Source organism: Janthinobacterium sp. JF4, assembly GCF_059617925.1.
Window position 1 is genome coordinate 1 of sequence record NZ_JCAQAV010000054.1, and the last position, 13899, is coordinate 13899.

Annotated in this window: 15 protein-coding genes; 11 read left to right on the forward strand and 4 right to left on the reverse strand. The window is 60.1% G+C overall.

Features of this window, described 5'->3' with window-relative positions:
- From fabZ to AC54AF_RS24950, 6 genes are all read left to right on the forward strand, one after another.
- Positions 1-392 (forward strand): 3-hydroxyacyl-ACP dehydratase FabZ (gene fabZ / locus AC54AF_RS24925; protein ID WP_496638713.1); only part of this gene is annotated, 392 nt, incomplete at its 5' end.
- Positions 392-1183: an acyl-ACP--UDP-N-acetylglucosamine O-acyltransferase gene (lpxA, locus tag AC54AF_RS24930; protein WP_496638714.1), complete on the forward strand. Its 792-nt coding sequence runs from the start codon at positions 392-394 to the stop codon at positions 1181-1183. The genes fabZ and lpxA, both read left to right, overlap by 1 nt.
- On the forward strand, positions 1167-2351 hold the full coding sequence (lpxB, locus tag AC54AF_RS24935) for a lipid-A-disaccharide synthase (protein ID WP_496638715.1): 1185 nt from the start codon (positions 1167-1169) through the stop codon (positions 2349-2351). The genes lpxA and lpxB overlap by 17 nt, the downstream gene beginning before the upstream one ends.
- A gap of 44 nt (positions 2352-2395) precedes the next feature.
- Positions 2396-3034: a ribonuclease HII gene (rnhB, locus tag AC54AF_RS24940; RefSeq protein WP_496638716.1), complete on the forward strand. Its 639-nt coding sequence runs from the start codon at positions 2396-2398 to the stop codon at positions 3032-3034.
- Positions 3031-3816 (forward strand): TrmH family RNA methyltransferase, encoded by a 786-nt coding sequence (locus tag AC54AF_RS24945; RefSeq protein WP_131686003.1) that lies wholly within the window; start codon positions 3031-3033, stop codon positions 3814-3816. The genes rnhB and AC54AF_RS24945 overlap by 4 nt, the downstream gene beginning before the upstream one ends.
- An 11-nt stretch (positions 3817-3827) precedes the next feature.
- On the forward strand, positions 3828-5024 hold the full coding sequence (locus AC54AF_RS24950; protein WP_496638717.1) for an aminotransferase class V-fold PLP-dependent enzyme: 1197 nt from the start codon (positions 3828-3830) through the stop codon (positions 5022-5024).
- 36 nt (positions 5025-5060) lie between these two features.
- Here AC54AF_RS24950 and AC54AF_RS24955 read toward each other — a convergent pair whose 3' ends face one another.
- From AC54AF_RS24955 to ppsR, 3 genes are all read right to left on the reverse strand, one after another.
- Positions 5061-5612 (reverse strand): hypothetical protein, encoded by a 552-nt coding sequence (locus tag AC54AF_RS24955; RefSeq protein WP_496638718.1) that lies wholly within the window; start codon positions 5610-5612, stop codon positions 5061-5063.
- A 60-nt stretch (positions 5613-5672) separates the two neighbouring features.
- Entirely contained in the window at positions 5673-6083 is a 411-nt protein-coding gene (locus AC54AF_RS24960; protein WP_496638719.1) for a hypothetical protein, read from the reverse strand.
- 453 nt (positions 6084-6536) lie between these two features.
- A complete protein-coding gene (gene ppsR, locus AC54AF_RS24965) occupies positions 6537-7385 on the reverse strand; it encodes a posphoenolpyruvate synthetase regulatory kinase/phosphorylase PpsR (RefSeq protein WP_131686007.1) in 849 nt (282 codons plus the stop codon).
- A gap of 152 nt (positions 7386-7537) precedes the next feature.
- Here ppsR and ppsA point away from each other — a divergent pair, with 152 nt between their 5' ends.
- From ppsA to AC54AF_RS24990, 5 genes are all read left to right on the forward strand, one after another.
- Positions 7538-9970 carry a phosphoenolpyruvate synthase gene (gene ppsA, locus AC54AF_RS24970; RefSeq protein ID WP_496638720.1) on the forward strand — a complete coding sequence of 811 codons (2433 nt, stop codon included), beginning with the start codon at positions 7538-7540 and terminating at the stop codon, positions 9968-9970.
- 146 nt (positions 9971-10116) lie between these two features.
- Entirely contained in the window at positions 10117-10614 is a 498-nt protein-coding gene (locus AC54AF_RS24975; RefSeq protein ID WP_034752224.1) for a Dps family protein, read from the forward strand.
- Between the two features lie 176 nt (positions 10615-10790).
- The gene (locus tag AC54AF_RS24980; RefSeq protein WP_131686009.1) at positions 10791-11207 is read left to right on the forward strand and encodes an NfeD family protein; all 417 of its coding nucleotides are present in this window, start codon (positions 10791-10793) and stop codon (positions 11205-11207) included.
- Between the two features lie 15 nt (positions 11208-11222).
- Positions 11223-12167, forward strand: coding sequence for an SPFH domain-containing protein (locus AC54AF_RS24985; RefSeq protein WP_131686010.1), 945 nt, complete (start codon positions 11223-11225; stop codon positions 12165-12167).
- A 631-nt stretch (positions 12168-12798) separates the two neighbouring features.
- Positions 12799-13107: an H-NS histone family protein gene (locus tag AC54AF_RS24990; RefSeq protein ID WP_010397665.1), complete on the forward strand. Its 309-nt coding sequence runs from the start codon at positions 12799-12801 to the stop codon at positions 13105-13107.
- A 312-nt stretch (positions 13108-13419) separates the two neighbouring features.
- On the opposite strand, the gene smpB is transcribed toward AC54AF_RS24990, so the two are convergent.
- The gene (gene smpB / locus AC54AF_RS24995; protein WP_034752217.1) at positions 13420-13869 is read right to left on the reverse strand and encodes an SsrA-binding protein SmpB; all 450 of its coding nucleotides are present in this window, start codon (positions 13867-13869) and stop codon (positions 13420-13422) included.
- Between the last annotated feature and the right edge of the window lie 30 nt (positions 13870-13899).

A 13899-nucleotide genomic window follows, 5' to 3' on the forward strand; every position in this document is an offset into this window, starting at 1 on the left:
ACAAGACCATCACCGCCATCAAGAACGTGACGGTCAACGAAGAGTTCTTCCAGGGGCATTTCCCGCACAAGCCGGTCATGCCCGGCGTGCTGATGATTGAAGCGCTGGCGCAAACGGCAGCCTTGCTGTCGTTCCTGTCGATGGGCGTGAAACCGGACGAAAATTCGGTGGTGTACTTCGTCGGCATCGACAATGCGCGCTTCAAGCGTCCTGTCGAACCGGGCGACCAGCTGAAGATGGATGTCGAAATCCTGCGCGTCTCGCGCGGCATCTGGAAATACAAGGCAGTCGGCTCGGTCGACGGCAAAGTGGCGCTGGAAGCGGAACTGATGTGCACCATCCGCAGCGCGCAGGATGCGAGCCAGTCTGCGAGCCAGCCAGCGGGGCAGTGATGGCGGCCATCCACTCTACGGCAGTCATCGATCCGAAGGCTGAGCTCGACAGTTCGGTCGAGGTGGGTCCGTACACCATCATCGGTCCGCACGTGCGCATCGGTGCTGGCACCAGGGTCGGCCCGCACGTGGTCATCGACGGCCACACGACGATCGGCAGCGACAATCACCTGTTCCAGTTTTCTTCCATCGGCGCGCAGCCGCAGGATAAAAAATGGGCGGGCGAGGCGACGCGCCTGGAAATCGGCGACCGCAACACCATCCGCGAATTTTGCACCTTCAACACGGGCACCGTGCAGGGGGGCGGCGTGACGCGCCTGGGCAATGACAACTGGATTTCGGCGTATGTGCACCTGGCGCACGATTGCCTGGTGGGCAACAACACGATTTTTTCGAACAACGCCCAGCTGGCGGGCCACGTGGAGATCGGCGACTGGGTCATCATGAGCGGTTTCGCCAACGTGCACCAGTTCTGCAAGATCGGCGCGCATGCCTTTGTCGGCATGAGCACCAGCCTGACGCAGGACGTGCCGCCTTTCGTCCTGTTGAACGGCAATCCGGCGCAGGCGCATGGCGTCAATATCGAGGGCTTGAAACGCCGCGGCTTTACGCGCGAGCAGATCAACGGCATCCGCACCGCGTATAAACTCATCTACCGCTCGGGGCTGACCCTGGAAGAATCCAAGGCCGCCCTGTTCGAAGAAGAAGCGGCGGCGTCGCCCGAGGTGGCGCAACACATTCGCGCCATGCGCGAATTCCTTGGCGTGGCGTCGCGTGGCATCGTCCGCTGACCAGTCCAGCGGCCTGCAGGTCGCCAATGTCGCCATCGTCGCCGGCGAAGTGTCGGGTGATCTGCTGGCCAGCCGCTTGCTGTCCGGCCTGGTGCCGCAGCTGCCCGGCACCCGCTTCCACGGTATCGGTGGCGAGCACATGGCCAGGCAGGGTTTCGTTTCCGACTGGCCGCTCGACAAGCTGACCGTGCGCGGCTTGTTCGAGATCATTCCCCGCTACCGCGAAATCAAGGGCATCCAGAACGCGCTGCGCGACCAGCTGCTGGCGGAGCGGCCCGCCGTCTTCATCGGTGCCGACTATCCGGGCTTCAACCTGGGACTGGAACAGCAGCTCAAGGAAGGCGGCATCCCCACCGTGCACTACATCGGGCCGCAGATCTGGGCCTGGCGCGGTGGCCGCATCAAGAAAATCATCAAGGCCGTCTCGCACATGCTGGTGATCTTCCCGTTCGAGGAAGAGATCTACCGCAAGGCGGGCGTGCCCGTCACCTATGTCGGTCATCCGCTGGCCGAAATGATCCCCCTGCAGCCCGACGAAGCGGCCGCGCGCCGCACCCTGGGCTTGCCGCAGGACGCGAATGTCGTGACCTTGATGCCGGGCAGCCGCATGGGCGAACTCAAATACAATACGGTGGCCTTTGTCAGTGCCTGCAAGCTGCTGCTGGCGCGCGACCGATCCTTGCGTTTCGTCGCGCCGATGGCCGGCGAAAAGCAGCGCCAGTACTTCCTGCAGCTGATCCGCGAAGCGGGCTTGCAGGACGTCGAGATCATGCTCACCGATGGCGGCTCGCACACGGCCATCTGCGCCGCCGATGCGGTGCTGGTGGCGTCCGGCACGGCGTCGCTGGAAGTGGCGCTGTACAAGAAACCCATGGTCATCGCCTACAAGATGATGCGCGCTTCGTGGGAAATCATGCGCCACATGGGCTACCAGCCGTGGATCGGCCTGCCGAACATCCTGGCGCGCGACTACCTGGTGCCCGAACTGCTGCAAAATGCGGCCAGCCCCGAGGCGCTGGCCGAGGCCATGTGGCAGCAGCTGAGCGACGTGCCGGGCCGCCTGCGCCTGGTGCAGCGCTTCACGGACATGCACCACAGCCTGCTGCGCGACAGCGCGCGCGAGAGCGCCAACGCCGTCATGCAAGTCATCGCCGCGAACCGCAAGTAAGCCCCGATCACCGCTTCAACCGCAGTACCAACCAAAGATTCAACGTGAAAAATATCTATCCCGGCCTGTTTGACGACTTGCCATTCTCGCTCGATGAAATCATCTGCGGCGTCGACGAGGCAGGGCGCGGCCCGCTGGCCGGCCCCGTGTTCGCCGCCGCCGTGATCCTCGACCCGCAGCAGCCTATCGACGGTTTGCGCGACTCGAAAAAACTCACTGAAGCGAAACGCGACCTGCTGGCGCCGCAGATCAAGGCCAAGGCCCTGGCCTGGGCCATCGCCGAAGCGTCGGAAGAGGAGATCGACCGTCTGAACATTTTGCAGGCGTCGATGCTGGCCATGCGCCGCGCCGTCGAGGCGTTGAGTACCGTGCCGACCCTGGCCCTGATCGACGGCAACCGCTGTCCCGTGATGCCGATACGCGGCATGGCCATCGTCGGCGGCGACGACAAGGTCGATTCGATTTCCGCCGCCTCGATCCTGGCCAAGACGGCGCGCGACGCGGCCCTGGTGCACCTGCATGCGGCCTATCCCGAGTACTGTTTCGACCAGCACAAGGGCTATGGCACCAAGCTGCACCTGGAACGACTGCACCTGCACGGCGCCTCGCCCGTGCACCGCCGCTCGTTCGCGCCCGTGCGCAACGTGATCGCCCTGTTTGGCGGACAAGAGGTGGTGGCATGAAGACGATTACCTCGCGCGACAATGCGCAATACAAGGAGCTGCTGAAGCTGGCGGGCAGTTCGCAGGCGCGCCGCAAGTCGGGCCGCACCTTGCTCGACGGCGTGCACCTGTGCCAGTCCTACCTGCAGCTGCGCGGCATGCCGGAGCAGTGCATCGTCAGCGAAAGCGCCTTGCAGAACCCGGAAGTGGCGGACATCGTCGGCCAGCTGGAAAGCCAGCGCGCGCACGTACTGGGCTTGCCCGATGCGCTGTATAAGGCAGTGAGCCAGGTCGAACACGGCGTGGGCGTGATGTTCCTCATCGAGACGCCGGAACGGGCCGTCACCGCGCCGCTGACGGTATCGGCCGTGCTGCTGGATAACCTGCAAGACCCGGGCAACGTGGGCTCCATCCTGCGCAGCGCCGCCGCCGCCGGCATCACGCAGGTGTACTGCAGCGCCGGCACGGCCTTCTGCTGGTCGCCGAAAGTGCTGCGCGCGGCCATGGGCGCGCATTTCGTGCTCGACATCTTTGAGAACGTCGACCTGGCCGCGCTGGTTGCCGGCGCCAGGGTGGCGACCCTGGCCACCAGCGGCTACGCCACGCAGCAGCTGTACGACGTCGACCTGCGCCAGCCCGTCGCCTGGCTGTTCGGCCATGAAGGGCAGGGCGTGGCCGACGATCTGCTGTCGATGGCCACGCACCAGGTGGTCATTCCCCACCTGGGCCAGATCGAATCGCTGAACGTGGCCGCCTGCGCCGCCGTCTGCTTCTTCGAGCAGCTGCGCCAGGGGCAGTCCTGAACAGGCTAGCCATGTCTTTCCCTCCGCTCGCCGGCGGCGCCACGCGTGACGAGGCCTGGTGGTGCCAGGTGGCCGCCTTGTATCCCGCGCCGCCGGATGCCATCGTCAATCTGGAACATGGCTATTTCGGCGCCATGGCCGCGCCCGTGCAAGCCGCCTTCGAGCAGGCCGTGCGCTACACGAATGAACAGCTGAGTCCTTTCGTGCGCGGCGAATTCACGCGCACGCATGTGGACATCCTGCGCCAGCGCGTCGCCGCCCTGATTCACGCGCAGCCGCACGAGATCCTGCTGACCCGCAGCGGCACCGAGTCCATGCAGCTGCTGATCGCGCAATACCACGGCCTGGCGCCCGGTGATACCGTGCTGTGGAGTAATCTCGACTATCCGGCCATGCGCACGGCCATGCGCTGGCTGGCGCAGCGCCGTGGCGTCACCAGCACGCAAGTCACATTGCGCCTGCCCATCAGCGATGACGAGATCGTCGCCCGTTACGCGCAGGCCATGCGCCAGGCCGTCAAGCCCAAGTTGCTGCTGCTGTCGCAGGTGACGCCGGCCAACGGCCAGCAACTGCCTGTCAAGGACATCATGGCGCTGGCGCGCGCACACGGCATCGACGTGCTGCTCGACAGCGCCCATGCGCTGGGGCAGGTCGACGTGGACGTGCAGGCCATGGGCGTCGATTTCGCCGGTTTCAATCTGCATAAATGGCTGGGCGCGCCGGCCGGACTCGGTGTCGTGTATATCCGCGCATCGCAGTTGCACAAGATCGAGCCGCATTTTGGCGACGACGATTATCCGCTTGACGATATCCGCAGCCGCCTGCACATGGGCATGCCGCCGATCGGCGCCATCCTGGCCGCGCCTGCCGCGTTGGACTTCCATGCGCGCCTGGGCGGCACGCCAGCCAAGAGGGAGCGCCTGGCCTGGCTGCGCGATTACTGGGTCAGCCGCGCTGCGCACCTGCCCGGCGTGCGCATGTTGTCCCCGCTCGATGCCAGGCGCGGCACGGCGCTGGTGGCCTTTGCCATCGACGGCATGGACGCGCGCGCGCTGCAGCAAGCCTTGCTGCAGCGCTTTGGCGTCTTCACGGTGGAGCGCAATATCGGCGATACCGACGTCGTGCGCGCCACGGTGGCCGTCACCACCACCACCGGTGAACTGGACCGGCTGGTGGCGGCGCTGGAGGTGCTGGGCAGCGAGGTATAGTGGCAGGTCCGCCAGGAAAGCCGGCTGCGCGGTGACTTACAGTTTCAGCTCAGCAATTTTGCGCAGGCCCTGTTCGACATTGTTACGTGCCGCACCTTCCGTCGCCAGGCGCAGGCGTGTGGTTCCTGCGAAGGCGTCGGTGGCGCCGGCCGTGTGTTCCGACTTGATGGCTTCCTGCCATACCTTGCTGCTGTCGCTGGCGCGTATCAGTGTCCAGCCCATTTCCAGGCCCACAGTAAAGGAAAAGCCGAAATTGGGCTGGACGACGTTGACGATGTTGACGGTCAGCAGGTAGTCGCCGCCCTTGCCGGGCACCACGCGCGAAAAGGTCTTGGTCTGGTTGATCGCTTCGGTGACCGCTTTCGCCAGTTCCGCGTTGTCGATCTGCGATTTACCCATGCTGTCGGTGCCGCTGCCGCCGAGCGCCGCCACTGACACCGATTGTGGGTGTTGCTGGCTTACTTTCAGCGTCACCGGCACCATTGCCTGATAGGTGACGGGTGATGCGCAACCGCCTAGGGCCAGCAGAGTGGCAACGACAGGGATGGCGAGCAGGCGCGCTGCAGGGAATGGCAGATTTTTTTTCATGATATGGGTCGTGGATGAGTGAACACGGCGCGGTTTGCCACAGGCAGCAAACCGCAGGATTTACTGCGGCGTGGCGGAAAAAATATTGTTCAGCACTTCATCGACCATTTCGTCGGGCGACTTGCGCGACATCGAGGTATGGAAGGAATTGCCAGTGGCAAGCGGGAAGCCGCTTTTCGGGTCGCGCAAGTTGACGCTCAGTTCCACCATGTACATGGTGATATCCCACACCCACTTGTCGGCGTACGTGACGGCGACATCGGCGTTGTACGGTCCCGCCAATACAGGACCGTTGGTCACGACATAGCCGCGCTTTTCCAGATTAGCCTTGATGATCTTGTCGATATGGCGCCCGTCTTGCGGCAACTTCACCACGTAGACGCTTTTGATGCTGTTCAGATCGGTTCCCGGACTGAGCGAGCTGGTGGCTTTATTGACAGCGCAGCCGGTCAGTGACAGGGCCGCCAGCATAGTGCAGCTTGAAGCAAAAACGGAAAGGGCATTACGTGTAAACATACTATGATGGCCTAGGTGGTAACGCGATCGAGCAAAAATAAGTCCGCGCGGTCGAGAACTCGTATTTGCTTTTAAGAAATAAAATAATAATGCATTTTTGATAAATAAGAAAGTGTAAAGATGGAGTTTTCAGTCCGCTGCGACCTGGCCTGCGACCGGTCACGCCGGATCACCGCAGTTTGGTCAGGGACATCGCAGGGGGTTTTTGATCGCTGGCCAGTCGGGGATGACTGCAGCAGAGAGTAGGGTCGTGGAAAGTGCGAAAGATATTTTAAGAGCAGGCCACTGGCAAGACCTCGGCCAGCGGCAGTGCCACTTCAACAGGCGATAGCTTGTGCCACCTTACGTTTTATTGCAGACACCTTGTTTTCGACATGATGCCTGCGCTACGCGGCGGACCTTCCTGTGTCAATACTCGCGGCGGTTCGGCTTGATTTCCTGCAGGATCGTGGTGGAGATCTCTTCGATCGACTTGGTGGTCGACGACAGCCAGCGGATACCTTCGCGTTTCATCATTTTTTCCGCCTCGTTGACCTCGTAACGGCAATTTTCGATGGCCGCATACTTGCTTCCGGCGCGTCTTTCGTTGCGTATTTCCGACAAACGTTCGGGCGTAATGCTTAATCCAAAAATTTTATTCTTAAATTCCAGCAGGGCCGATGGCAGCTTGTCGCGCTCGAAATCGTCGGGAATCAGCGGATAATTGGCCGCCTTGATCCCGTATTGCATGGCCAGATACAGGCTGGTCGGGGTCTTGCCAGAGCGCGAAACACCCACCAGAATGACATCGGCCGAGGACAGGTTCTTGTGCGACTGGCCATCGTCGTGCGCCAGCGAATAGTTGATCGCCTCGATGCGGTTCTTGTATTCCTCGCTGTCGACGATGTTGTGCGAGCGCCCGATGGTATGGGTCGACATGACGCCCAGTTCCTGCTCCAGCGGGGCGACGAAGGTCTGGATCAGGTCCATGTGCATGCCGCTGGACTTGCGGATCACGGCCGACAGGTCGTTCTTCACCAGGGTGGAGAAAATGATCGGGCGCTGGCCGTCGCTGGCGAAGGCTTCGTTGATCTTGCGCGCCGCCTCATAGGCCTTGTCCATGGTGTCGATGAAGGGCAGGCGGATCTGCCGGAAGCGCAGATCGAACTGCGTCAGCACCGAGTGGCCGAAGGTCTCGGCGGTGATGCCGGTGCCGTCGGAAACGAAGAAGACGGTGCGGGCCGCGGAGGGCAGAGGAGGGCGTGGTTCTTGTGTCATGGGTTTTCGGATCAAGATTGTGCGTCGTCAATTTGCGCCGCACAAGGTAAAATGGCTGCAACGGTATGATTGTGCTGCACGACGCCAAGAATAACAAGAAGACTGTCTGTGCGCCGCGCGTAAAGATTTCTATCATCAGTAAGGGTGTCATTATGACCAACGCAGTATCGCAACAGCAGGAAGACAAGGACGCGGTGTATGTTGCCTCGTTCGAGCATTTGCGCATGACGGATGTCGAATCCGTCGGCGGCAAGAACGCCTCCCTGGGCGAAATGATCAGCCAGCTGGCGGAAGCCGGCGTGCGCGTGCCTGGTGGCTTTGCCACCACGGCGCAGGCATTCCGCGATTTCCTGTCGTATAGCGCCAACGGCGGCTTGCCGCTGGCCGAACGCATCGCCCGGCGCCTCGAAGGGCTGAACATCGATGACGTGCGCGCGCTGGCGCAAGCCGGCGCCGAGATCCGTCAATGGATCGTGGAAACGCCATTCCAGCCACGCCTGGCCGCCGAAATCGACCAGTTCTACGCCAAGCTGGTAGCCGATTCCGACACCGAAATGTCGTTTGCCGTGCGTTCCTCGGCCACGGCGGAAGACTTGCCGGATGCTTCTTTTGCTGGTCAGCAAGAAACCTTCCTGAACGTCGTCGGCATCGACAACGTGCTCGAGGCCATGAAACAGGTGTTCGCATCGCTGTACAACGACCGCGCCATCTCGTATCGCGTGCACAAGGGCTTTACGCACGCTGAAGTGGCCCTGTCGGCCGGCGTGCAGCGCATGGTGCGTTCCGACCTGGGCGCGGCCGGCGTGATGTTCACCATCGATACCGAGTCGGGCTTCAAGGACGTGGTCTTCGTCACCTCCAGCTATGGCCTGGGCGAGACCGTGGTGCAGGGCGCCGTCAATCCCGACGAATTCTATGTGCACAAGCCGATGCTGGAAAAAGGCAAGTCGCCTGTGATCCGCCGCAATATCGGCTCGAAACTGCTGAAGATGGAATTTACGAACGAAGCGAAGGCTGGCCGTTCCGTGAAAACCGTCGACGTGCCCGTCGAAATGCGCAACCGCTACTCGCTGAACGACAGCGAAGTGGTGGAGCTGGCCAAATACGCCGTCATCATCGAGAACCACTACGGCCGTCCGATGGACATCGAGTGGGGCAAGGATGGCCGCGACGGCAAGCTGTACATCCTGCAAGCGCGTCCTGAAACCGTCAAGTCGCAGCAAAAGGCAACCGACGTGCAAGAGCGCTTCAAGCTGAAAAGCACGGGTACCGTGCTGACGTCGGGCCGCGCCATCGGCCAGAAGATCGGCGCCGGCCCCGTGCGCGTGATTCACGACCCGGCCGACATGGAGCGCGTGCAGCCAGGCGACGTGCTCGTTGCCGACATGACGGATCCGAACTGGGAGCCGGTCATGAAGCGTGCTTCGGCCATCGTCACCAACCGTGGCGGCCGTACTTGCCACGCGGCAATTATTGCGCGTGAACTCGGCGTGCCTGCCGTCGTCGGCTGCGGCAATGCCACCGACGTGCTGAAAGACGGCACGTTTGTCACCGTGGTCTGCTCCGAAGGCGACGAAGGCAAGATCTACGACGGCTTGCTGGAAACGGAAGTATCGGAAGTGTCGCGCGGCGAATTGCCGAAGCTCGACACCAAGATCATGCTCAACGTGGGCAATCCGCAACTGGCGTTCGACTTCCAGTCCGTGCCGAATGCGGGCGTGGGTCTGGCGCGCCTGGAATTCATCATCAATAACAATATTGGTGTGCATCCGCGCGCGATCCTGGAATACCCGAACATCGATGCCGACCTGAAAAAGGCCGTGGAATCGGTGGCGCGTGGCCACGCTTCGCCAAAAGCGTTTTACATCGACAAGCTGGCTGAAGGCATCGCCACCATCGCCGCCGCGTTCTGGCCGAAAAAAGTCATCGTGCGCCTGTCCGACTTCAAGTCGAACGAGTACAAGAAGCTGATCGGCGGTTCGCGCTACGAGCCGGACGAGGAAAACCCGATGCTGGGCTTCCGCGGCGCGGCGCGCTACCTGTCGGCCGACTTCTCCGAAGCGTTCAACATGGAATGCGAAGCGATGAAGCGCGTGCGCAACGACATGGGCCTGACGAACGTGGAAATCATGGTGCCATTCGTGCGCACCCTGGGCCAGGCCGAGAAAGTCATCGACCTGCTGGCGAAAAACGGCTTGAAGCGCGGCGAGAACGACCTGCGCGTCATCATGATGTGCGAAGTGCCGTCGAACGCCATCCTGGCCGATCAGTTCCTCGACCATTTCGATGGCTTCTCGATCGGTTCGAACGACCTGACCCAGCTGACGCTGGGCCTGGACCGCGATTCCGGCATGGAATTGCTGGCGGCCGACTTCGACGAGCGCGATCCTGCCGTGAAAGCCCTGCTGTCGCTGGCCATCAAGGCTTGCCTGGCACGCGGCAAGTACATCGGCATCTGCGGCCAGGGTCCTTCCGACCACCCTGACTTCGCCGTCTGGCTGATGGAGCAGGGCATCGAATCGATGTCGCTGAATCCGGACTCGGTGATCGACACCTGGCAAAAGCTCGCTGCGCTGAAAGCGTAAGCAGCTGTATCACCCTCTGAAAACCCGCTGCCGCTCACCTGGCAGCGGGTTTTTTTACGCCTGCCATGCGGCGCACGGCAGTATCCGATGGGCTTGCGCCAGATCAGCTAAAATGATTCCACCAATACATTGAAACGGGAGTTCACATGGCAAGCAAGAAACCGAGCAAAGTGGCAAAGATCGACATCGGCATTTCCGAGGCGGACCGTGCGAAGATTGCGGAAGGCCTGTCCGGCCTGCTGGCCGACAGCTACACCTTGTACCTGATGACCCATAATTTTCATTGGAACGTCAAGGGGCCGATGTTCAACACCCTGCACCTGATGTTCATGACGCAATACACGGAGCAGTGGGCCGCGCTGGACCTGATCGCCGAGCGCATCCGCGCCCTCGGTTATCCGGCGCCGGGTACCTACAAGGAGTTCGTCAAGCTGGCCTCGATCAAGGAAATCGACGGCGTGCCGCCGGCGCTGGACATGGTCAGCCACCTGGTGTCGGCGCAGGAAGCGACCGCGCGCACGGCGCGCCGCCTGTTCCCATTGCTGGAAAAAGCCAATGACCAGCCGACGGCCGACCTGATCACGCAGCGCCTGGACTTGCATGAGAAGACGGCGTGGATGCTGCGCAGCCTGCTGGAAGAGTAGTGCCTGGCCTGCGGTACTAATTCGCCACTGGCTATTGACGCCATCAGGAATTGCGTTAGACTGCTTGTATATAGGTGTTTGGCAAGAATAATATCAGGCAGTCATACGCATTAAACCCCGTCGCTTATATAGGCTGCGGGGTTTTTTATTTTCGGATTCGCAAAGATGGAGGCATCATGGCTGAATGGATAGGATGGTTTGTGGCGGCTGGCGCGGTATTGATCCTGGAGCTGTTTACAGGAACGTTCTATTTGCTGATGATCGCTATCGGCATCAGTGCCGGAGGACTGGTGGCGCTGGCGGGCGGCAATGGCGGCTGGCAAGCGCTGACGGCCGCCATTGTCGGCGTGGCGGCCACGCTGTTATTGCGGCGCAGCCGTTTTGGCAAGGCGGCGCGGCGCGATGCGGCGCAAGACCCGAATGTCAATCTCGATATCGGCCAAAGCGTGGCGGTAGCGCATTGGGTCGATGGTGCGGCGCGCGTCATGTATCGCGGCGCCTTGTGGGATGTGGAACTGATTCCCGGCAGCGATATGCAAGCTGGTCATTACACCATTCGTGCCGTGCGTGGCAGCCGTTTGATTGTTGGATAACCTGGAGAGTAGATTATGGAAATAAGCACTGGAAGCGTGTCGCTGATCTTGTTATTGCTGGCATTGGTATTTGTCTTCAAGACGGTCAATGTGGTACCGCAGCAGCATGCCTGGGTGGTGGAGCGCCTGGGCAAGTTCCATGCGGTATTGGGGCCTGGCTTGAATATTGTCGTGCCATTTGTCGACCGCATCGCCTACAAGCACGTGCTCAAGGAAATTCCGCTCGATGTGCCGCCACAGGTATGCATTACGCGCGACAATACGCAATTGCAGGTCGATGGCATTCTGTATTTTCAGATTACCGATGCCATGCGTGCTTCGTATGGTTCGTCGAATTATATCGCCGCCATTACGCAATTGGCGCAAACGACCTTGCGTTCGGTGATCGGTAAAATGGAACTCGACAAGACATTTGAAGAGCGCGACCATATCAATACGGCCATCGTGAATGCCATCGATGAATCGGCGGCGAATTGGGGCGTCAAGGTATTGCGCTATGAAATCAAGGATTTGACGCCGCCCAAGGAAATACTGCATGCGATGCAGGCACAGATTACGGCCGAGCGCGAAAAGCGCGCCCTGATTGCCGCCTCGGAAGGGCGCAAGCAGGAACAGATCAATATCGCCAGCGGCGAGCGCGAAGCGGCCATTGCCCGCTCCGAAGGCGAGAAGCAGGCTTCGATCAACCGCGCCGAAGGCCAGGCCACGGCCATCGTCGCGCTGGCGCAGGCCAGTGCCGAAGCGCTGCGCCAGGTGGGCGCCGCCATACGCGAACCGGGCGGGGAAGATGCCGTCAACCTGAAAGTAGCAGAGCAGTATGTGGGCGCGTTCGCGCAATTGGCGAAAACGAATAACTCGATTATCGTGCCGGCTAATCTGGGCGATATGAGCAGTTTGATCGCCACGGCGATGCAGGTGGTGAAAACGCAGAAGCCGAAAGGCGGCGTGGCGATTCCATGATTGTCTGGTGAATAGCAAACGCATAGCAAGTTTGTCGTCAATACTGCCCGCCTATCGCGGGCAGTTTTCATTTGTGCTGCCGGAATATATGCCGGCGGCAGGGCTCGCGTATCTGCGTTTGAATCAGTAGCCTTGAAAATATTTTCTTTATGCTATGCTGAGCGCGCTTTCGGGATTACATGCTGTCGTGCGACGCTTATCTTTTTGATTGAAGTAGAATCTGCTGCTCATGCGTGGCGATGATTGCGCCGATATCCGTGACGGATACTTGGGATGTGTTGGCGTAGTCGATGCATATTGGCGATAGTATTGCTCCCATGTATATTTCGAATTGTTATTTATAATTACTATAAATTGCAATGAAACAAAAAGTACTGCAAAATAAATACTGCCGATGGCGCTGTATCGAATCGCAGCCGTACAAAGCAGAGGCGCTTGCGCAGGCAGTTCATGCGCGATGCCGGTTCCTCATGATTGAAGGATTGCCGTGTTTGAAAGCCAGGGAAGTAGGGTTTTTGGTAAAAGAATTGTAAAAAACAATCAAATCTCAAGAAAAATCACCTCAGTCGCGTTACAATTGGATAGAATTTAACTGTTCAGTTATATTTTTCAACTCACACAAGGAAATATCATGGATCTGTCCAGCTTATCCCTGTCCGAACTGCGCACCTTGCAGGACGACATCAAGAAGCAAATGAAGAAACGCGAACAGGACGATCTGTCCAAAGCGCGCGAGCAAATCCTGGCAATCGCCCAGAGCGTTGGCGTTTCCGTAAAAGACCTGGTTGGTACGGGGATCCGCGCTAAAACCGGCACGGTCGCAGTGCGCTATCGCAACCCGGACGATGCGACGCAGCAATGGACTGGCCGTGGCCGTCAACCGAAATGGGTCAAAGAGTGGACCGATTCGGGCAAGTCGCGCGATCTGCTGAAGGTGTGATTCTGAAGGTTTAAAAAACCGTTCATTCGGATGCTTGTCCTGTGCAGTGGTACAGGCGTAGTACAAGGCAGCATGCAAGCATCCGGAACTTTCCTGATTTATCGTCTTTGGCCAGGCAGGCAAAGCTGATTCATTCGCTTATCTCTCCGGTATGTTCGCCAATACCCGTTCTATTTCCGCCGTACCTCTTCTTTTCCCTGTTTTATCCCCTCGCGCCGTGCGTTTCCATTTGCCGCAGGCGCCGGCAAAATAAAACCCGGCATATAGCCGGGCTTGAGGGTATCGGCGCAGCATGCCGCGCGTGGTGCCGGATCAGCGGCGGTGCGATTTCATTGCCGCCTGTACTTCGCGCGCGCCGTCTCGGTCGCGTTCCGCTGCCCGCTTGTCGTGCTGTTTCTTGCCCTTGGCCAGGCCGATTTCGCATTTCACGCGGCCGCCCTTGTAGTGCAGGTTGAGCGGCACCAGCGTGTAGCCGGAGCGTTCCACCTTGCCGATCAGTTTATCCATTTCCGTACGGTGCAGCAGCAGCTTGCGCGTGCGCACGGCTTCCGGGTGGATATGGGTGGATGCGGTCGGCAGGGCGCTGATATGCGCGCCGAACAGGAAGAGTTCATCGCCTCGGACGACAACGTAGGCTTCCTTGATTTGTACGCGGGCATCGCGGATGGCTTTGACTTCCCAGCCTTCCAGCACGATGCCGGCTTCGTAGCGATCCTCGATAAAGTAGTCGTGGAAGGCTTTTCTGTTGTCTGCTATGGTCATGAGATGGTAAATGTGCGCGGGTCGGTTAAA

Bases quoted from the DNA above. Each gene is read 5' to 3' on its own strand.
- AC54AF_RS24980 (WP_131686009.1), top strand. From the start codon at position 10,791: ATGGCTGAATGGATAGGATGGTTTGTGGCGGCTGGCGCGGTATTGATC.
- smpB (WP_034752217.1), bottom strand. From the start codon at position 13,869: ATGACCATAGCAGACAACAGAAAAGCCTTCCACGACTACTTTATCGAG.
- AC54AF_RS24955 (WP_496638718.1), bottom strand. From the start codon at position 5,612: ATGAAAAAAAATCTGCCATTCCCTGCAGCGCGCCTGCTCGCCATCCCT.
- AC54AF_RS24975 (WP_034752224.1), top strand. From the start codon at position 10,117: ATGGCAAGCAAGAAACCGAGCAAAGTGGCAAAGATCGACATCGGCATT.
- AC54AF_RS24945 (WP_131686003.1), top strand. From the start codon at position 3,031: ATGAAGACGATTACCTCGCGCGACAATGCGCAATACAAGGAGCTGCTG.
- AC54AF_RS24960 (WP_496638719.1), bottom strand. From the start codon at position 6,083: ATGCTGGCGGCCCTGTCACTGACCGGCTGCGCTGTCAATAAAGCCACC.
- lpxA (WP_496638714.1), top strand. From the start codon at position 392: ATGGCGGCCATCCACTCTACGGCAGTCATCGATCCGAAGGCTGAGCTC.
- ppsR (WP_131686007.1), bottom strand. From the start codon at position 7,385: ATGACACAAGAACCACGCCCTCCTCTGCCCTCCGCGGCCCGCACCGTC.
- AC54AF_RS24990 (WP_010397665.1), top strand. From the start codon at position 12,799: ATGGATCTGTCCAGCTTATCCCTGTCCGAACTGCGCACCTTGCAGGAC.
- ppsA (WP_496638720.1), top strand. From the start codon at position 7,538: ATGACCAACGCAGTATCGCAACAGCAGGAAGACAAGGACGCGGTGTAT.
- AC54AF_RS24985 (WP_131686010.1), top strand. From the start codon at position 11,223: ATGGAAATAAGCACTGGAAGCGTGTCGCTGATCTTGTTATTGCTGGCA.
- AC54AF_RS24950 (WP_496638717.1), top strand. From the start codon at position 3,828: ATGTCTTTCCCTCCGCTCGCCGGCGGCGCCACGCGTGACGAGGCCTGG.